The sequence below is a fragment of the Kitasatospora atroaurantiaca genome (assembly GCF_007828955.1).
GTDB lineage: Bacteria > Actinomycetota > Actinomycetes > Streptomycetales > Streptomycetaceae > Kitasatospora > Kitasatospora atroaurantiaca.
The window spans coordinates 6,311,408-6,330,105 of sequence record NZ_VIVR01000001.1 but is presented as its reverse complement, the minus strand read 5'-3'; the positions used below and the strand labels follow the sequence as shown (position 1 = coordinate 6,330,105).

Below are 18,698 nucleotides of genomic sequence, written 5' to 3'. Positions count from 1 at the left end.
ACGGGTCGTCACTCCGCCCCGGGGCCGACGGATCCGCGGCCCGCGGGCCGATGCCGCGGAGCGCCGTGGCGACGAGCCTCGGCATCGGCGGCCGTACAAGGACGGCCGACGAGGTGGTTGGAGGACCCGATGCTCTCGAAAGCCCTGTTGCGCCTGGGCGCAAGCGCCGCCCGCCATCCCTGGCGGGTGATCGCGGCATGGCTGGTCGCCGCCACGCTCGTGGTCCTCGCCGCCGTCGCCTTCGGCGGGCGGAATGCGGATTCGATGACCGCTCCGGGACTGGACTCCCAGCGGGCCGCGGAACTGATCGAGCGGGCCGGCACCGGCCAGGAGGGGATGACCGCCCAAGTGGTCGTCACCCCCCTCGACGGCGCTGCGACGTTCTTCGACCACGACAGTGCGCGCACCGCTCTCACGCGGCTGCAGACCGAGGTGCAGCGGCTGCCGCACGTGCTCGGCACGAGCGACCCGGCGGGGGCACTCGATGCAGGCGGGGACACCGCCGTGCGCGGCGGCCTCGTCTCGGTCGACGGGCGGATCGCGGTCGTCCGGGTGCAGTACCCCGACCAGAGCCGGCTGTCGGCCGAAGACCTCGACGCCCTCGTCGATCTCGGCGACCGGCTGCGCGCCGAACTGCCCCTGCGTATCGAGATGGGCGGGAGCCTCTTCTACGCCTTCTCCGACCCCGACGGCGGCGCGAGCGAGTTGATCGGCCTCCTCGCCGCGGCCGCGATCCTGTTCCTGGCGTTCGGTTCGCTCGTCGCCGCCGCGCTCCCGATCGGCATGGCGGTCTTCGGACTGACCGTCGGGGTCGCCACGATGACAGTACTGGCGGGGGTGACGGACGTCCCCACCTTCGCACCGGTCCTGGGCAGCATGGTCGGGCTCGGAGTGGGCATCGACTACGCGCTGTTCGTGCTCGCCAGGCACCGGGAGTACCTCGCGCGCGGGCTTGATCCCCGCGAGGCGGCGGGGCGAGCGGTGGCCACGGCGGGGAGGCCCGTGGTCTTCGCCGGCGGCACCGTCGTCGTATCGATCCTCGGCCTGGCTGTCGCGAACGTACCGTTCATGACGGTGGGCGGGCTCGCCGTCTCGATCGTCGTTCTGACCATGGTGGTCGCGTCGGTGACGCTGCTGCCGGCCTTCCTCGGCGCCGCCGGCCCACGCCTGGCCCGGGCCGGCCGGATCGGCCGGGCTCTGCAGACCAGGAAGCCGGGCCGACTCGCACGGCGGCGGACCCCGGCGGCAGGCGCCGCCCACGCCGCCGGGTGGCGTCGCTGGATCGGGCACGTCAGCCGGCACCCGGTGCCGTACGCGGTCGGCGCGGCGGGGCTGCTGCTGACTGCGACGCTGCCCGTGCTCGGCCTGCGCGTCGGCCTGCCCGACGACGGCTCACTGCCCCCCAGCCGTACCGAGCGCCGGGCCTACGACCTCGTCGCCGAGGGGTTCGGCCCGGGCACCAACGGTCCCCTCGTCATCGCCGCGGACCCCACCGGTGATCCGGGAGTGCTGGACCGACTCGTCGCAACGGTCGCGGCGGATCCGGGCATCGCATCCGTCTCGCCGACGCACATCGATCGGGCCACCGGCATCGCGACCCTCGTGGTGTTCCCGACCACCAGCCCTCAGGACAAGGCCACGGCCGACACCATCGCCCGGCTGCGCACCGACGTGCTGCCCACGGCGATCGGGCACGGCCCGGCCAGGGCCCACGTCGGCGGCGCCGCCGCGAGCCTGTCCGATGTGGGCCAACGCACCAGCCAACGCCTGCCGGTGCTCGTCGCCGCCGTGCTGGCGATGTCGTTCCTGCTGCTGATGCTGGTCTTCCGCTCGGTACTCGTACCGCTCAAGGCGGTACTGCTGAATCTGCTGAGCATCGGCGCGGCCTACGGCATCATGGTCGCGGTCTTCCAGTGGGGCTGGGGAGGCGCACTCATCGGGCTGGAAGCGACGGTTCCGATCGTGTCGTTCATCCCGATGTTCCTCTTCGCCATCCTGTTCGGCCTGTCGATGGACTACGAGGTGTTCCTCCTCTCCCGCGTACGCGAGGAGTACCTGCGCACCGGCGACAACGGCACGGCGATCGTTGAGGGCGTCTCGCGCACCGCCCGGATCATCACCTCGGCCGCCCTCATCATGGTGGCGGTCTTCCTGTCCTTCGCCGTCGCCGAGGACCCCTCCACCAAAATGTTCGGGCTCGGCCTGGCCACCGCGATCTTCATCGACGCCACGGTCGTACGCATGGTGCTGGTACCGGCGACCATGACACTCCTCGGCCGGACCAACTGGTGGCTGCCGAAGTGGCTGGACCGGGTGCTTCCCCGCGGCCCGGTCGGCACCGACGACACCGACGCGGAATCCACGGGTGAGGCCCCGCGTCCACGGCTGGTTGACCGTTGACTCAACTCCTGCCCGCCCTTGGCGTCCGGCACCTCAGCGCGTCACCCAGGGGCATATCGAGTCGTGATCAGCAGGTGGTCCTGGTGAGGTCCTTGATCCAGATCATCGAGGCGCGCAGGTGGAGACCGGCGAGGTAGCTGCCGGGAGTCTTGTCGTATCGGGTGGCGATGCCTCGCCATGCTTTGAGCTTGTTGATCAGGCGTTCGACGGTGTTCCGCGCCTTGTAGAGATCGGCGTCGTGGCTGACGGGTCGGCCACCTCTGGAGCCCTTCTTCTTCCGGTTGGCGGCCTGGTCCTTCTTCTCCGGGATGACCACCTTGATACGGCGTTTGCGCAGGTGGGCGCGGTTTCCGCGGGACGAGTACGCCTTGTCCCCGGCGACCGCGTCCGGCCGGATGCGGGGTCGGCCGACGGGCCCGCGTACCCGTACCTTCTTCAGGACGGGGATGAACTGCGGGCTGTCCGCTGCCTGGCCTGTGGTCAGGATGAACGCCAGCGGGCGGCACTTGCGGTCGGCGGCGAGGTGGACCTTGCTGGTCTGCCCGCCTCTGGAACGTCCGAGGAGGGCGGCCTTCAGCCGGAGTTTCCGCCGACGCCGGATGCGTCGTCGTTCTTCCAGCGCGGGATCACTTTCGGTCTCTTGCCCGTTTTGCTCTTCGAGGCCGCCCCCTTTGACCGGGCCTTCTTCCTCCCCGGCCGCGGCTTTCTCCAGGGCGGTGACGACGTCCTCGTCGAGGTGCATCCCGGCCACGTCGTGGTGGGCTCGGGCGATGGTGGAGTCGATGCTGACCAGGGACAGGTCCACCTCACCCCGCTTCGCGGCTTCCGTGATCAGGCCCTCCAGCAGGGCCTCGAAGACGCCGGCGTCACGCCACTGCCGGAAGCGGTTGTGGACGGTCGACCAGGCGCCGAACTCCGTCGGCATCTCCCGCCACTGCCCGCCCGTCTTGAACCGCCAGATCACGCCCTCGAACTGCTGCCGCAGTCGCTCGGGGTACGGGCCGTACTCGCCGATCGGCAGGTACCTCTCGATGAACTCCCAATCCGGATCGGTCAGTTGCACTCGCGTCACGTAAGACCGTCTATCGGACCGGACCGTACCACGAAGGCACATCCCGCAAATTGATCACGACTCGATACGCGCCCTAGCCGAGGAAGGTGAGCCGCACCGTCCGCCGCGGGTTGTCACCGTTGGTGTCCACCAGGACCACCGACTGCCAGACGCCCAGCGCCAGCTGTCCGCCGATCACCGGCAGGGTGGCGTGCGGGGCGACCAGTCCCGGGAGGACGTGGTCGCGGCCGTGCCCGGGGCTGCCGTGCCGGTGCCGCCAGCGGTTGTCGGCCGGCAGCAGCTCGCGCAGGATGGCCAGCAGGTCGTCGTCGCTGCCGGCGCCGGTCTCGATCACGGCGATCCCTGCCGTGGCGTGCGGGACGAAGACGTTGAGCAGGCCGTCCCGCCCGGCGGCCGCCGTGTTCAGGAAGGCCGTGCAGCGGTCGGTGATGTCGAGGGCGACCTCGGCCGTGCCGGTGGTGAGGTCGAAGGTGATGGAGTGAAACGTGTCCGCCATGGTGCCATCCTGGCCCACCGTCGACCGGACAGTGCCGCCCAGCACGCCGGACGGACTGAGGAAAACAGCTCGCCGGGAACGCCAGAGACCCGATGGACCGTCGAGTCCATCGGGTCGCCTCGCCGGGCGCGGGGCCGGAATTCCTAGCCGCGCCCGCCGAACAGGCTCCGCCGCAGCCGACGCAGGGGCGCCAGCAGCGACACCCGCGCGGTACGGCGCGGGGCGGCCGGAGTGCTGACGCCGCGTGGCGTCAGCTCTCTTATCAGGCCGAGCGCCTCGGCGGTGTCCACCGTCGAGAGCGCCGGTGCACCGAGCACCGACAGATGACGGTCGATCCGACGGCCGGTCGCGCCGACACCGCACTGGATCGCCGGCACCCGGGGCCGACTCCGCACTTGCATGTGTTCCATCAGTTTTTCCCACCCCTACGAGGCGCCAGGGCCGTGAGGCGAAGACTATCCGTGTGAGACGGCCTTCGCGCAACCGTCCTGGTGTTCTGCCACCGTATCGTGCGAAGCGAACTGACGCTTCACCAGATGGCCGTGGTATCGGTCACGACTGCGCATCAACGGTGGTGAGATGGTGGTGAACTGCGCCCGGCCATGCGTGCTGATCAGGCGGTACGCGCCCGTCGCACGACCGGCGGCTCGGGTGCTCCCGGAGCTCCGGGCACCTCCGGCGGGTCCAGTAGTACGGACACCCCGACACCCGACAGTCCGAGCCCGGTGAAGGTGAGCAGCACCAGCACCACAGCCCAGGCTCCGGGCGAGCTCCAGCTCACCTCGTCCGCGAACCGGACCAGGCCGGCCAGCCCGAGGACGCCCGTACCGACCAGGGCCGCCATGCCGTTCCGTACCCGGCGCAGCTCGGCCTCGCGCCAACTGAGCAGCAGGGCCGCCCCGAAGGCCAGGCACCAGGCGCCGATCACTCGAACGTCCAGGGCGCTCACCTCCCACGGCCAGTGCCGTACGGCCGGCCCGGGCAGCGCGTACAGGACCAGGCCGACCGCCGTGACGACCGATCCGTTGCCGATGACCGGGGCCGCGACCCACCAGGGCAGGCGCGGCGGCCGAGGCGGCTCCCCTCCCTTCACCCGCCACTGCGCGGCGAGCGCCACGAGCCCGATGAGCGGTGCCGCGGCGTGCACGGCCAGCCAGACCCAGGCCGCCAGCACGGCGAATGCCGCACCCCCGGTCAGCTGCAGCGTGCCGCGCCCGAGCAGGCAGGCGCCGAGCATCAGCAGCATGAAGAGCGAGCTCGCCGTGACGGCCACCCGCACCCTGACCCACTGCCGCGCGCGTACGGCCAGGGCGAGCATCGCGCAGCTGCCGCCGTACGCGGCGCCGACGAGGGCCGCGGTCACGGGCGACATCCGCCAGGCGAAGAAGCTCGCGGTGCTGTCACTGAGGAAGGTGAGAGTGAGGAAGACGTAACCGGCGGCCAGTGCGAGCGGCACCAGCATCAGCGCCTTGAGGGCCGGGCTGACCTGGCGCGGGAGGTTCGGCTGCCGGCTCACTGGCGCTCCTGAGGGAAGGACGGCGATCCTTATGAGACTGCATGTCAATATAGGAGCCTCCAGCCGCCTCGGCAATGACCTGGACGCGACTTCAGGAATTGAACACATCCGGGGGATTGACGCGGCCGAAACCTACAAGCAATATCTGTATCGACACGGAAGCCCGGGCCACCCACCGGGTTCACTCGGTCGAATGATTTCGACAGATGAAAAGAACTTCCGACACCAGCAGTGAGTCACTGCCCGGCCGTCTCGACGCTGCGTCGGCCCGACTCCTCATGGTGTACGGATCGGCGGCCGACCGTTGAGGGTCGGTCCGGCCGCCACCGGACTGCCGGTGCCGCCGCTCGCACGGCGCGGCACCGGCGGTCGCATTTTCCGCCGCCTCCAGGCCACCTGCGCGCCACTTCGACTCCACCGCGAGCGAACCCCCGGGTCACCCCCGCTCGGTACAGTGTCGGTACCGGGCGGCATGCCGACAGCCAAGCACCCATCGCGGAGTGAACGAGCGTGAGTCCCCTCCTCAGCATTGTGCTGCCAGTCCATGGGGTGGAGCGCTTCCTGCCGCGCTGCCTCGACTCACTCGGGCTCGGCGCCACCCCGCTCGACTCCAGCGCCGCCGTGGAGATCATCGCGGTGGACGACCGCTCCCCCGACGGCTGCGGCGCCGTCCTGGACGAGTACGCGGCCCTCGACCCCCGCCTGCACGTCCTGCACCTCACCGAGAACCAGGGCCTCGGCGGCGCCCGCACGGTCGGCCTGGCCGAGGCGAGCGGCAGCTACGTCTGGTTCGTCGACAGCGACGACTGGATCCCCGAGGCCACCCTGCCGGCCCTGCTCGCCGAGCTGGAACGCGAGCAGGCGGCCGACACCCCGTCGGACGTCCTGCTGACGGACTTCACCCACGTCTACCCCGACGGCAGCACCGAGCCCAACCCCTGGCGCCACCTGCTGCGCGGCTCGCCGCTGGTCGAGGGCTGCACGGCGCGCGAGCACCCGGCCCTGCTGCAGACCGTGATGGCGGTCTGGAACAAGATCTTCCGCCGCGAGTTCCTGCTCGGCCTCGGCGTCTCCTTCGGGCGCGGCTACTACGAGGACATTTCGGTCACCTACCCGGCACTGCTCGCCGCCCGCCGCCTGCGCTACCTCGACCGCCCCTGCTACAACTACCGCCGGGGCCGCCCCGGGGCGATCACCAACACCGCCTCGCCGAAGCACGCGGACGCCTTCGCGCAGTACGACGCCATCTTCACCTTCCTGAACGAGCACACCGCCTTCGCGGACGAGCACGGCCCCGACCAGCACCTGCGCAGCCTGGTCTTCGACCGCACCGTCAAGCAGGCCCTCACCGTCTACGACACGCCCGGTCTCGTCCCGACCGAGCTGCGGGCGGAGTTCTTCCGGCGGATCGCCGACCACTTCGCCCGCCACCGCCCGCCCGGCTACCACTTCCCCTCCGGGCTGCGCGGCTTCCAGTACCGCCTGGCGGCCCGGGGCGCCCAGCGTGCGTACGGCGAGCTGCGGCGCACCGGCCGCCTACCGCGCGGCCTGCGGCGCCGGGCGAGGGCCGTCGCCCCGGCCGTCCGGCGGGGCGTGCGGGGCGGGGCCCGCTTCACCGCGTACAACGCCTTCCGGCGGCTGCCGCTGGACGAGCACCTCGCCGTCTACGCGGCCTACTGGCACCGGGGTTACGGCTGCAACCCGGCCGCGATCTACGAGAAGGCCCGCGAACTGGCGCCGCAGGTGCGCGGCGTCTGGGTACTGGAGACCCGGGAACAGGCGGCGACGCTGCCGGCCGGCGTGCCGTACGTGATCGTCAACAGCCCGGCGTACCTGCGCGCGATGGCCACCGCCAAGTACTTCGTCAACAACGTCAACTTCCCGCACACCATGGCCAAACGGCCGGGCACCGTGCACGTCCAGACGCAGCACGGCACCCCGCTCAAGGCCATGGGCATGGACCTGATGGACCATCCGGTGGCCGCCGACGGGATGGACTTCGACCGGCTGCGCGAGGCCGTCTCCCGCTGGGACTACCTGGTCTCCCCCAACCCGCACACCAGCGAGCACTTCAGCCGGGCCTACCCCGGCCGCTACGAGCTGCTGGAGACCGGCTACCCGCGCAACGACCGGCTCGCCGTCGCCACCCCGGCCGAGGTCGCGGCCATGCGCGAGCGCTTCGGCCTGGCCGAGGGGCAGCGGGCGGTGCTGTACGCCCCCACCCACCGCGAGGGCCAGGGCGGGTACGTACCGCTGCTGGACCTCCGCGAGCTGGCCGAGCGGCTCGGCCCCGGGTACACCCTGCTGGTGCGCACCCACTACTTCGACAGCGGCGGGCCCGGGGAGCTGACGACCGGTGAGCAGGCTGCCGCCGTACTGGACGTCTCCGGGCATCCCACGGTCGAGGACCTCTACCTGGCGGCCGACGTGCTGGTCACGGACTACTCCTCGATGATGTTCGACTACGCCGTGCTGGACCGGCCCGTGGTCGTCTTCGCCCCGGACTGGGCGGAGTACCGCCGGGTGCGCGGCGTCTACTTCGACCTGATGGCCGAGCCCCCCGGCGCGCTGGCCACCGACGCCGCGCAGCTGGCCGAGGCACTGCTCGCGGGCGACCCGGCGCCGGAGGCGCGGGCGGCCTTCCGCAAGCGCTTCTGCCCGTGGGACGACGGCGGGGCCGCCGAGCGCGTGGTCCGCCGGGTCTTCCCGGTCGGCGGGCCGCGCAGCCCCCTCACGGGGACGGCGGAGCTGACGGCCTGAGGACGGCCTGAGGGCCGAGGCGTCAGAACTCCCCCAGGCCCGCTTCCTCGAGGTCCAGCGCGCGCTGGAGAGTGCCGCGGACCGGGTCGCTCACCTTGTGCTCGGCGTACAGGCGCTGGAGCGTGGCGCTCTCGACCGCGATCAGGTCGCGGCGCAGCCGGCGGTAGGCCGTGAGGGTCTCGGTGTCGGCCTCGGCCTCCTGGTCGGACAGGGCCAGCTGCGCCTGGTCGATCCTGGCCTGCAGATCCCGGCGCATCCGGTCGGCGACCACGGGTGACACCGCGTCGGCCTCGGTCATCTCCTCCAGCCGGTCCAGTGCGGCGACCAGGATGCGGTTGACGGCCTGGGCCTCCTCCCGCGCGGTGTCCTCGGGCTCCAGCGCGATGCCGGAGGCCCGTACCACCGGGGCCAGCGTGAAGCCCTGCACGACCAGGGTGAAGGCGACCACCGAGGTGGTGAGCACCAGCACCAGCTCCCGGCCCGGCAGCGGCGCGCCGTCGTCCGCGGTCAACGGGATGGTGAGCGCGGCGGCCAGCGGCATCACCCCCCGGGTGCCGGCCCAGGTCATCACCGCCGGCACCCGCCAGCTGAGCTTGGCGGGCACTCCGACGGCCTGCGTCCGGTGCCGCTGCATGAACCAGGCGGTCGGCCCGATCCAGAGCACCCGGATCACGATCAGCGCCAGCGCGATGAGCAGCGCCTGCCAGGCCCACGACCACTCCTCGCCCTCCAGGTCGCGGATCCTGCCGGGTAGTTCGAGGCCGATGATCGCGAAGACCACGCTCTCCAGCATGAACACGACCGTCCGGTAGACCGCGTGCACCTGGAGCCGGATGTGGGCGTTGGTCAGCCGGTGGCTCTGCGCGCCCAGCGCGACCCCGGCCACCACGACGGCCGTGACACCCGAGGTGTGCAGGTCCTCGCCCAGCACGTACGCCGCGTACGGGGTGACCAGGGAGGTGACCGTCTCCAGCACCGGGTCCTCGGTCCGGCTGCGGATGAACGCCACCACGACCGCCACCGCGCCGCCGACCAGCGCACCGCCCCCGGCCAGCAGGAAGAAGTCCCCGACGGCGGACGCGGCCGAGACCGAGCCCGCCATGACGGCCATCGAGACCGCGACCTTGAACAGCACCAGGCTGGTGGCGTCGTTGAAGAGGCTCTCGGCCTGCACCAGGGTCTGGATCCGCGGCGGCAGGGCAAGCCGGCGGCCCAGGGCGGTGACCGCGACCGGATCGGTGCTGGCCAGCACGGCGCCCAGGACGAAGGCCATCGACGGGGAGAGCGGAGTGATGGCGCTCGCGATCGCCCCGACGCTGAAGGCCGAGGCCAGGACCAGGCCGAGCGCCAGCACGGTGACGGGCCGCCAGACCGCGCGCAGCTCCCGCCAGGAGATCTCCTCCGCCGAGGCGTAGAGCAGCGGCGGCAGGACCGCCACGCTGATCACCTCGGGCGGCACCTCGATGCCGGGCACGAACGGCAGCGCCCCGACCAGCACACCCGCCACCACGAGCAGCGACGGGGCGGGAACGCTCCACCGCCGCGCGCCGGTGGCGACCAGGGTCGCCAGCACCACCAGCAGCAGGACGGTCGTGACACCAGTCACCGCGACACGCCTCCATTCGGGTCCACGGGTGCCGATGCGGCGTCACCCGGTTGATCGATTTCGCGCACAACCATACGCAGGGCGTGACGAGGATCGCAGCCGTCCACGGACCGGTTCGGTGGACGGACGGCGGGGGGCATGTCGTACTCTGCGGACTGACCTCGGCCCCGTCGTGAGCCGGGGACGTCAGCCGGCCAGGGAGGGTCCATGATCAACCTCATCACGAAGCTCGTGCTCAAGCCGGTGGCGAAGGCGGTCTACCGCCCCGTCATCGAGGGCCTGGAGAACGTGCCGCGTGATGGTGGGGTGATCCTCGCCAGCAACCACCTCTCGTTCATCGACAGCGTGGTGATCCCGCTGACGGCGCCGCGTCAGGTGTTCTTCCTGGCCAAGGCCGAGTACTTCACCGGTACCGGGGTCAAGGGCGCGCTCTCCCGCGCGTTCTTCGGCGCGATCAACGCGGTGCCGGTCGAGCGCGGTACGTACCGCTCCGCGCAGGCCTCGCTGGAGTCGGCCCTGGAGATCCTGCGCGACGGCAAGGCCTTCGGCATCTACCCGGAGGGCACCCGCTCGCTCGACGGGCGCCTGTACCGGGGCAAGACCGGCGTGGCGTGGCTGGCGCTGACCGCAGGGGTGCCCGTGGTGCCGGTGGCCCTGGAGGGGCCGGAGCAGATCCTGCCGGTCGGCAAGCGCATCCCCCGCCTGCGCAAGGTGACGGTCCGTTTCGGCGAGCCGCTGCACTTCTCCGAACTGCACGGCCAGGCGCGCACGGCCAAGGCCCGCCGCCAGGTGACCGACGAGGTCATGGCCGCCATCCAGGCCCTCTCCGGCCAGGAAACGGCCGAGGTCTACAACGAGCGCCCCATGGCCGCCTGACGGGACAACTCACCCAGGGGCACGGCCAACCTTCGCTCAGGGGCATGCCCGAGGGGCGGGGGGAACCTTCGCTCAGGGGCATGCCCAAAAGGGGCGCGGGGAACTGCGCGACCAGGCCCCCACGTCGCCGCACGCACGCTCACACCTGCGCCATGCACCACCCAGGGGCGCGGGGCTCTGTTTGATCAACTGCGTGCGCGATCAGGGCCCTACGGAGGTGCCTGGCTGGCAGCGCAGTTCCCCGCGCCCCTCCTTGGTTGCCCCGACGCGTTGCAGCTCCCCGCTGCCAGGATGTCCCTACACGATCGCGAACTCCGCCGCGCCCGAAGGCAGCTCCCGCCGCAGCAGCGCCGCATAGCGGCCCCCCAGCGCGAGCAACTCCTCGTGCGTACCCAGTTCGGCCACCTCCCCCGCATCGAGCACAGCGATCTGGTCCGCGCCCCGGACCGTGGAGAGCCGGTGGGCGATGGTGATGGTGGTACGGCCGACGGCCAGCGCGTCGATCGCCTGCTGGACGGCTCGCTCGGTCTGGTTGTCCAGGGCGCTGGTGGCCTCGTCCAGGATCAGGACGGGCGGGTTGCGCAGGATCGTCCGGGCGATGGCCAGCCGCTGCTTCTCGCCACCGGAGAAGCGGTAGCCCCGCTCGCCGACCACGGTGTCGTAGCCGTCCGGCAGCCCCGCGATCATCTGGTGGATCTGCGCCGCCTCGGCCGCGGCGACCAGTTCGGCGTCGGTGGCGTCCGGCTTGGCGAAGCGCAGGTTGTCGGCTACCGAGGCGTGGAAGAGGTACGTCTCCTGGGAGACCACGCCGACCGCGTCGGCCAGGGTCTCGAAGGAGAGTTCCCGCACGTCCGTCCCGTCGATGGCGACCCGGCCGCCGGTGACGTCGTACAGCCTCGGGACGAGGTAGCTGAGCGTGGTCTTGCCCGAGCCGGTCTCGCCGACCACGGCGAGGGAGGTGCCCGCGGGCACCCTGAGGTCGACGCCGGCCAGGGTGGGGCGCGGCTGGTCGGGGTTGTAGCGGAACTCGACGCCCTCGAAGGTGACGTCCCCTCGGACCTGCTCGAGGCGGACCGGCCTGGCCGGCTCGGCGATCTCGACGGGCAGGTCGAGGTACTCGAAGATCCGCTGGAACAGCGCCAGCGAGGTCTGCACCTGGACGCCGGTGGAGAGCAGGCTGACGGTGGGCCGGAACAGGCCCTGCTGGAGCGAGACGAAGGCGACCAGGGTGCCGATGGAGACGATCGGCGCACCGCCGGCCGCGGCCAGCCCGGCCGCCCAGTAGATGGCGGCGGGCATCGCGGCCATCACGATCCCGATGGTCGACATCCGCCAGCGCCCGGCCATGCTGGACCGGACCTCCAGGTCAGCCAGCTCGTCCGACTGCTCGGTGAACTCCTTCGACAGCGAGTCCGAGCGGCCCATGGTGCGGCCGAGCAGGACACCGCTGACCGAGAGCGACTCCTGGACGGCCGAGCTCATCGCGGCGAGCTGCTTCTGCCGCTCGCCGGTGATCTTCTTACGCTCGCTGCCGACCCGCCGGCTGATCCAGACGAAGACCGGGAGCAGCAGCAGCGAGACGACGGTGAGCCGCCAGTCCAGGGCGAGCATCGCGACCACCGAGGCGATCACGCTGGTTACGTTGGAGACCAGCGAGGTCGCGGTGGAGGTGACGGTGGACTGCATGCCGCCGATGTCGTTGGCGATCCGGGACTGCACCTCGCCGGTGCGGGTGCGGGTGAAGAAGGCCAGCGACATCCGCTGCAGGTGCGTGTAGACCGCGGTGCGCAGGTCGTGCATCACGCGCTGGCCGACGGTGGTGGAGATCAGCGTCTGCAGCACGTTGAAGATGCTGTTGACCACCGCCGCCGCGATCATGCCGAGCGCGAGCAGGCTGAGCAGCCCGGTACGGCCCTGCGGGATTGCGGTGTCGAGCACGGCGCGCAGAAGGAACGGCGTGGCCACCGAGACGACCGCCGAGGCGGCCACGAGCAGCCCGACCACGGCGAGCCGGCCCGCGTACGGGCGGAACAGCGCCAGGATCCGCCGCAGCTGCGCAGGCGGCTTCGGCTCGCCCTCCGCGCGGGCGGGCGGGGTCCAGTTGATGCCGTCGGGCCTCAAGGGCGACCTCCTGGGGGTACGGGTGCCGGCAGGCTGCCAGCATACAGAGAATAGCTCATAGTTAGCCAAGCTAATAATGAGGTACCGTCTATTCCTGCCAGCCTGCCACGGCCGCCCCTCAGTCGGTGCGGTAGGTCAGTCGGTGCGGTAGGTGCGCGCCGCCTTGGAGGAGACCCCGCCGAGCTTGCCGGAGGGCAGCAGCCGGCTGACCGCCACGATCGCCTTGTAGCGCTTGCCCGGGACGGACAGCGAGCGGCCGCGCGCCAGGTCGCGCAGTGCCTCGTCCACCACGCGCTCGGCCGAGAGCCAGCTCCAGGCCGGGATGTTGGAGGTGCCCATGCCCGCGCGCTGGTGGAACTCGGTGCGGGTGAAGCCCGGGCAGAGGGCGAGCAGGCGCACCCCGCTGCCGCCGACGTCCCGGGCGATGCCCTGGGTGAAGCTGACCACCCAGGCCTTGGTCGCCCCATAGGTACCGCGCGGCAGGAAGGCCGCGACGGAAGCGACGTTGATGATGCCGCCCCTGCCCCGCTCCTGCATGCCCGGCAGAGCGGCGGTGGTGGTCCGCAGGACGGCCTCGACATGCACCTTGAGCATGTCCAGCTCGGCCTCCAGCGGGACGGTCAGGAAGGCGCCCTTGTTTCCGAAGCCGGCGTTGTTGATCAGGATGTCGACCGGGCGCCCGGCGTCCCGCAGGCGCTCCTCGACTGCGGTGATCCCGGTGTCGGTGGCCAGGTCGGCGGCGAGGGTCTCCACCTCGACGCCGTACGTCTTGCTCAGCTCGGCGGCCGAGGCCGCCAGCCGCCCGGTGTCACGCGCGACCAGGACGAGGTTGCGGCCGTCCTTGGCGAGGCGGCGTGCGAAGGCGGCGCCGATTCCGGCGGTTGCGCCGGTGATGAGGGCAGTGGTCATGAACCGACCGTACTGGGTGGTAATCCCGATGCGCACCACGGCACCCGCGCGCCGCCCGCACGTTCCACCGGTGCGGGCGGCGCGTTCATCGGCGCCGGGTCAGGCGCGGTACGCGGCCCAGGAGTTGGTCATCCTGGCGACCTGGCCCGCGGTGAACTGGGTCATGCAGGAGTCGTAGGTGTAGTCCATGAAGTTCTTGATCGGGTCGACACCCGGCTTGCTCGCGCACGAGTCGCGGCCCACCGGGCACTGGAAGGCGGCGCTCTTCTCGGCCGGGGTGTCGGAGACGTAGTCGCCGTTGCCGTTACAGCCGCCCTGGAAGGTGTGGTAGAGCCCGAGCCAGTGGCCGATCTCGTGGGTGGCCGTGTCGCCCTCGTTGTAGTTGGCCGCCGAGCCGCCCGGCAGCGAGCTGTCGAGGATCACGACTCCGTCGTCGCTCGGGTTCGACTTGTAGGAGCTCGGGAAGGTCGCCCAGCCGAGCAGGTCCTGGCCGAGCTTGGCCGTGTAGACGTTGAGCGTGCCCGCGCCGCCCTTGCGCAGGGTGCTCTTCATCTGCTTCTCGGCGGTCGAGCCGGGCGAGATTCCGTTGTACCAGGAGGAGTTGTCGGTGTAGTCGGTGGCGACCAGCTGGAACTGGAACGGGCTGGCGGTGTTGCCGGAACCCTGGCCGCCGTATGCCGCGTTGAGGACGGATATCTGCTTGGCGATGTCGGTCGAGGTGAGCTTTCCGGTGGTGCCGTCGTGGACCACGTGGACGTAGACGGGGATCGTGGTGGCGGCGAGCGCGCCGGAGAGGAGCCTGCCGCCCTCGGGCGACTTGCGGAGGTGGTCGACCTTGGCCTGGAGGTCGGCGTCCATCGCCTTGGCCTGGGCGTCGGTGACGGCGTTCGGCTCGTGCGAGGTGCTCCCGGCCGCGCGGCGCGCGGACGCGTCCTGCTCGCCGCCGTCCACGCACTGGGCGGCCGCACCGGGTGCCGCCGACACCGAGAAGGCGGTCGGGGCCGCGAATTGGGCGAGGCTGAGGGTGCCGGCGAGGACGGCGACGCTGAGAAGTCTGCTGGGGACGCGGACAGATCGACGCATCTGCTCTCCTGGGGGAGTGTGGGGGTGGCGGCCGACGGCCGCCGAGCAGAGGCTACGCATCGGCCACGTGTACGCGTCAGATGCGATCCGGTCGTGAATTCCTTGCGACAAATCGCCCCAAATACCGGATGTTTACCGGGACTTGGCCGCTTGAGGTGGAGTCTTTACGGCCGGGTGACATTGCCCGGCCGTCCGAAACCGGCCCCTGAGCGTCACCCGCCGGGCAGGGGCACCCCACGAGGGGTGCGTGGGGGCACCTCCCGGCCGAAGGCTGGGGGAGAACTGCGCGAGAACGGAAGGTGACACCATTCACCCTCCGCCTCGCGCAGTTCCTCACGCCCTGGGGTCGCCGTACGGTCCGGCCTCAGTCGACCTGTGAGCCCTGGGCCGCCGAGTCCGCCTCGCCGCCCGCGCCGACGGGACGCAGCCGACTGGCCGCGGTGGCCTTCAACTCCGGTGCCAGCCGGGCCACATCGCGCGAGCCGACGGCGGCGATCAGCCCGGGGAGCAGCCAGCGGACCGGCTGCATGCCCCGCAGCCAGGCCTGGGCATAGACGTGCGGCGAGCGCCGGGCGATGCCCGCGACCAGCCGGTCGACCGCCGGGCCGAGCGGGTAGGTCTTGTTGGCCGGCCAGGGCAGCCGGGCTCGCATCTGCCGCAGCACGGTGTCCTGGTCGGCGCCGCGCACCATGTCGGTGTCGGTCCAACTCAGGTACCCCACAGCGACCTTGACGCCCTGGTAGGCGACCTCCGCACGCAGCGCGTGGGCGAAGGACTCGACCCCCGCCTTGCTGGCGCAGTACGCGGCCATCAGCGGCGCCGGGGTGATCGCGGCCAGCGAGGCGATCTGCAGCAGGTAGCCGCCGCTCTCCACCAGGGCGGGCAGGAAGGCCCTGGCGGTGGCCACACTGCCGAGCAGGTTGACCTCGATCACCCGGCTGAAGGCGCGGTGGTCGCTGTCGAGCAGCGGCCCGCCGATCGCGATCCCGGCGTTGGCGACCACGGTGTCGATCCGCCCGTAACGGTCCTTGATCGCCCGCGCCGTAGCGCTCAGCGCCTCGATGTCGGTGACGTCCGCCTCCCAGTACGAGGCCTCGGGCCCGCACTGCGCGGCGACCTCCTTGAGCTCCTCGGGCTCCAGGCCGACCAGGGCGACCTTGGCGCCGCGCTGGGCGAGCTTACGCGCCGTCAGGGCGCCGACGCCGCGGGCGGCTCCGGTGACGACCACGACCTGGGCGGAGAGCGGCGGGGTCCCACTCATTCGATCACGCTCTTCTCGCTGAGGGCACCGGAGTTGACGAAGCGCCGGATCTCGGCGGCCACCTCGGCCGGCCGCTCGACGGGGGACATGTGGCCGACGCCGGGGAGTTCCAGTACGCCCTGCGGGTCGGGCAGCGCGCCGACCATCCGGCTGACGTGCACGGGCGGGGTCAGCTTGTCGTGGGTACCGACGATCACGCCGGTGGGCGCGGCCAGTTTGGCGAGCTGCGAGTGGAGGTCGAGCTCGCCGAGCACCTTGGACCAGCGGTGGCGGACGACGGTCGGGCAGGCGTGCACGACACGCGCCGCCGCCTCGACCCGTCCGGCGGGCGTGTCAGGCCCCATCGTGGCGTACTTCAGCAGGGCCCTGCTGACGCTGTTGACCGGGCCGAGCGGCAGCCGGGACTCCAGGATCAGCCGGTGCAGCAGGCGCCGCAGCCCCGTGCCGCGCACGGCGGGCGGGACCACCTTGAGCTCGGCGACCAGGTCGCCGGGCCCGGTGCTGATCAGCACGGCGGCCGCCGTACGCGCCGCCACCTCGCCGCGGTCGGCGGCGGCCATGATGGTCATGCCGCCCATGCTGTGGCCCGCGAGCACGGCCCGCTCCCCCGCCGGGACGAGCTCGGTGAGGACCGCCTCGAGGTCGTCCGCCAGCTTGGCGGTGGAGTAACCGGCGGCGGTCGGCGGGATGTCGCTGCGGCCGTGGCCGCGCTGGTCGTAGGCCAGCACCCGGTGGTCGGCGGCGAGTTGGTTGATCACCGGCGCCCAGAAGGCGGTCGAGCAGGTCCAGCCGTGGGCCAGCACCACGATCGGTGCCCCGGCCGGGCCGTACGCCTCGGCGTGGATCCAGTGGCCGTCGGCCGAGCGGATGCGGAACTCCTCGGCGGGGGCGGGCAGTACACAGTCGAGAGGTATCACGCGGGGATCTCCTCGGCCACGGGGGCGGTGCGCTTGATGAGTTCGTACTCGCCGAGGTCCACCTTGCGGGTGGCGCGGCGGAAGCTGCTGGTGGAGCCCGGCCAGAGCACGGTGTTCTTGCCCTCGGCGTCCAGGTACCAGCTCGTGCAGCCACCGGTGTTCCAGACGGTCCTGGTCATCTTGTGCTGGAGCTCGAGGTTCCAGTGCCGCTGGGCCTGGGCGGTGGGCTGCATCGCGGTGGCGCCGACCGCCGAGAGGGTGGTCAACGCGTCGATCAGGTAGTTCAGTTGGGACTCGATCATCAGGATCATCGAGCTGTTGCCGAGACCGGTGTTGGGGCCGATCACGAAGAACAGGTTGGGGAAGCCCCGTACGGTCGAGCCGCGCAGCGCCTCCATACCGCCCTTCCACTCCTCGGCCAGGCTCCGGCCCTCGACGCCGAACACCCGCTCGGCGATGGGCATGTCGGTGACGTGGAAGCCGGTACCGAAGACGATCGCGTCCACCTCGTGCTCGCTGCCGTCGGCGGCGACCAGCGTCGAGCCGCGCACCTCGGCGAGGCCGGAGGAGACCACGTCGGCGTTGGGGGCGGCCAGCGCCGGGTAGTAGGTGTTGCTGAGCAGGATGCGCTTGCAGCCGATCCGGTAGTCCGGGGTGAGCTTGGCCCGCAGCGCCGGGTCCCCGACGCCGCGTTCGATGTTGCGCACCGCTATCTGCTGGACCAGCCTGAGCGCTCCGGGGCGGCGGACGAAGGCGTCCACCTGCAGCTCGCGCAGCGCGAACAGAGTGGCGCGGCGCAGCTTCCCGGTCGGCGGGAGCTTGCTGTGCAGCCACTTCTCAGCGGCGGAGATCTCCCGGTCGGCACGCGGCATGACCCAGGCCGGCGTCCGCTGGAAGACCGTCAGCCTGCCGACCAGGGGCTGGATCGAGGGGATGATCTGGGCCGCCGAGGCGCCGGTGCCGACCATGGCGACGCGCTTGCCCGCGAGGTCGTAGTCGTGGTCCCAGCGCGAGGAGTGGAAGACCTTGCCGGGGAACTCCGCCAGGCCCGGGATGTCGGGGATCTGCGGGTCGGCGAGCGGCCCGGCGGCGGAGACCACGGCGTCGGCCGTCCAGGTCCCGACCGTGGTGGTGACCCGCCAGCGGGTCTGCTCCTGCTCCCAGCGCAGCTCGGTGACCTCGGCGTTGAACCGCAGGTGCGGGCGTAGGCCGAAGGTGTCGGTGACGCGCTCCAGGTAGGCGCGGATGTCCGGCTGGTGGGAGAAGCTTCGCGGCCACTCCGGGTTGGGGGCGAAGGAGAAGGAGTACAGGTGCGAGGGGACGTCGCAGGCGCAGCCCGGGTAGCTGTTGTCGCGCCAGGTGCCGCCGACCGAGGCGGCGCGCTCCAGGATCACGAAGTCGGTGATCCCGGCACGGCGCAGCCGGACGCCGGCCCCGAGGCCGCCGAAGCCCGAGCCGACGACCGCCACGCGAACGTGCGGGGTCGCCGGGGGCGACTGTTTGGTGCGCTTGGGGCTGGGTGGCATGCGGCGGCCTCCTGGGGGGTGGGGGCGAGGGTGTCCACGTCAATTAAAACCGCGCCAGCAATCACTGGCACGATTGGCAGGGTAGCTCTTGCTGACAGTTCGCGGAAGAAGCCCGACAGCATCGGTTTCCCGGGGCCTCGGGCCGGACCCTCCGT

The 18,698-nt window shown here is 71.5% G+C and carries 14 protein-coding genes; 3 read left to right on the top strand and 11 right to left on the bottom strand.

Going from position 1 to position 18,698, the window contains the following annotated elements; genetic code table 11:
• The first annotated feature begins 129 nt into the window (after positions 1-129).
• On the top strand, positions 130-2,400 hold the full coding sequence (locus tag FB465_RS28465) for an MMPL family transporter (protein WP_145795090.1): 2,271 nt from the start codon (positions 130-132) through the stop codon (positions 2,398-2,400).
• Between the two features lie 67 nt (positions 2,401-2,467).
• Here FB465_RS28465 and FB465_RS28460 read toward each other — a convergent pair whose 3' ends face one another.
• The 4 genes from FB465_RS28460 to FB465_RS28445 form a co-directional block, all read right to left on the bottom strand.
• Positions 2,468-3,472 (bottom strand): IS5 family transposase, encoded by a 1,005-nt coding sequence (locus FB465_RS28460; RefSeq protein ID WP_145795088.1) that lies wholly within the window; start codon positions 3,470-3,472, stop codon positions 2,468-2,470.
• Between the two features lie 73 nt (positions 3,473-3,545).
• Positions 3,546-3,968, bottom strand: coding sequence for a YjbQ family protein (locus tag FB465_RS28455; protein WP_145795086.1), 423 nt, complete (start codon positions 3,966-3,968; stop codon positions 3,546-3,548).
• A 143-nt stretch (positions 3,969-4,111) separates the two neighbouring features.
• Positions 4,112-4,378 (bottom strand): hypothetical protein, encoded by a 267-nt coding sequence (locus tag FB465_RS28450; RefSeq protein WP_145795085.1) that lies wholly within the window; start codon positions 4,376-4,378, stop codon positions 4,112-4,114.
• Positions 4,379-4,581: 203 nt separating this feature from the next.
• On the bottom strand, positions 4,582-5,484 hold the full coding sequence (locus tag FB465_RS28445; RefSeq protein ID WP_145795083.1) for a hypothetical protein: 903 nt from the start codon (positions 5,482-5,484) through the stop codon (positions 4,582-4,584).
• Between the two features lie 510 nt (positions 5,485-5,994).
• On the opposite strand from FB465_RS28445, the gene FB465_RS28440 reads away from it, so the two are divergent.
• Positions 5,995-8,244, top strand: coding sequence for a bifunctional glycosyltransferase/CDP-glycerol:glycerophosphate glycerophosphotransferase (locus FB465_RS28440; RefSeq protein WP_145795081.1), 2,250 nt, complete (start codon positions 5,995-5,997; stop codon positions 8,242-8,244).
• A 22-nt stretch (positions 8,245-8,266) separates the two neighbouring features.
• Here the strand turns inward: FB465_RS28440 and FB465_RS28435 are convergent, their stop codons facing one another.
• The gene (locus tag FB465_RS28435) at positions 8,267-9,850 is read right to left on the bottom strand and encodes a Na+/H+ antiporter (RefSeq protein ID WP_145795080.1); all 1,584 of its coding nucleotides are present in this window, start codon (positions 9,848-9,850) and stop codon (positions 8,267-8,269) included.
• 207 nt (positions 9,851-10,057) lie between these two features.
• Here FB465_RS28435 and FB465_RS28430 point away from each other — a divergent pair, with 207 nt between their 5' ends.
• Positions 10,058-10,726: a lysophospholipid acyltransferase family protein gene (locus tag FB465_RS28430; protein ID WP_145795078.1), complete on the top strand. Its 669-nt coding sequence runs from the start codon at positions 10,058-10,060 to the stop codon at positions 10,724-10,726.
• 297 nt (positions 10,727-11,023) lie between these two features.
• Here the strand turns inward: FB465_RS28430 and FB465_RS28425 are convergent, their stop codons facing one another.
• From FB465_RS28425 to FB465_RS28400, 6 genes are all read right to left on the bottom strand, one after another.
• Complete coding sequence (locus tag FB465_RS28425; RefSeq protein ID WP_145795077.1) at positions 11,024-12,847, bottom strand: ABC transporter ATP-binding protein; 1,824 nt, start codon at positions 12,845-12,847, stop codon at positions 11,024-11,026.
• 135 nt (positions 12,848-12,982) lie between these two features.
• Positions 12,983-13,756: an SDR family NAD(P)-dependent oxidoreductase gene (locus tag FB465_RS28420; protein ID WP_145795075.1), complete on the bottom strand. Its 774-nt coding sequence runs from the start codon at positions 13,754-13,756 to the stop codon at positions 12,983-12,985.
• Positions 13,757-13,855: 99 nt separating this feature from the next.
• Positions 13,856-14,839 carry a zinc metalloprotease gene (locus FB465_RS28415; protein ID WP_145795073.1) on the bottom strand — a complete coding sequence of 328 codons (984 nt, stop codon included), beginning with the start codon at positions 14,837-14,839 and terminating at the stop codon, positions 13,856-13,858.
• 364 nt (positions 14,840-15,203) lie between these two features.
• The gene (locus tag FB465_RS28410) at positions 15,204-16,100 is read right to left on the bottom strand and encodes an SDR family oxidoreductase (RefSeq protein ID WP_145795072.1); all 897 of its coding nucleotides are present in this window, start codon (positions 16,098-16,100) and stop codon (positions 15,204-15,206) included.
• Positions 16,097-17,017 carry an alpha/beta fold hydrolase gene (locus FB465_RS28405; RefSeq protein WP_145795070.1) on the bottom strand — a complete coding sequence of 307 codons (921 nt, stop codon included), beginning with the start codon at positions 17,015-17,017 and terminating at the stop codon, positions 16,097-16,099. Before FB465_RS28405 ends, FB465_RS28410 begins: the two co-directional genes overlap by 4 nt.
• Positions 17,014-18,543, bottom strand: a complete 1,530-nt coding sequence (locus FB465_RS28400; protein WP_145795068.1) for a flavin-containing monooxygenase — start codon at positions 18,541-18,543, stop codon at positions 17,014-17,016. The genes FB465_RS28405 and FB465_RS28400 overlap by 4 nt, the downstream gene beginning before the upstream one ends.
• Positions 18,544-18,698 lie beyond the last annotated feature (155 nt).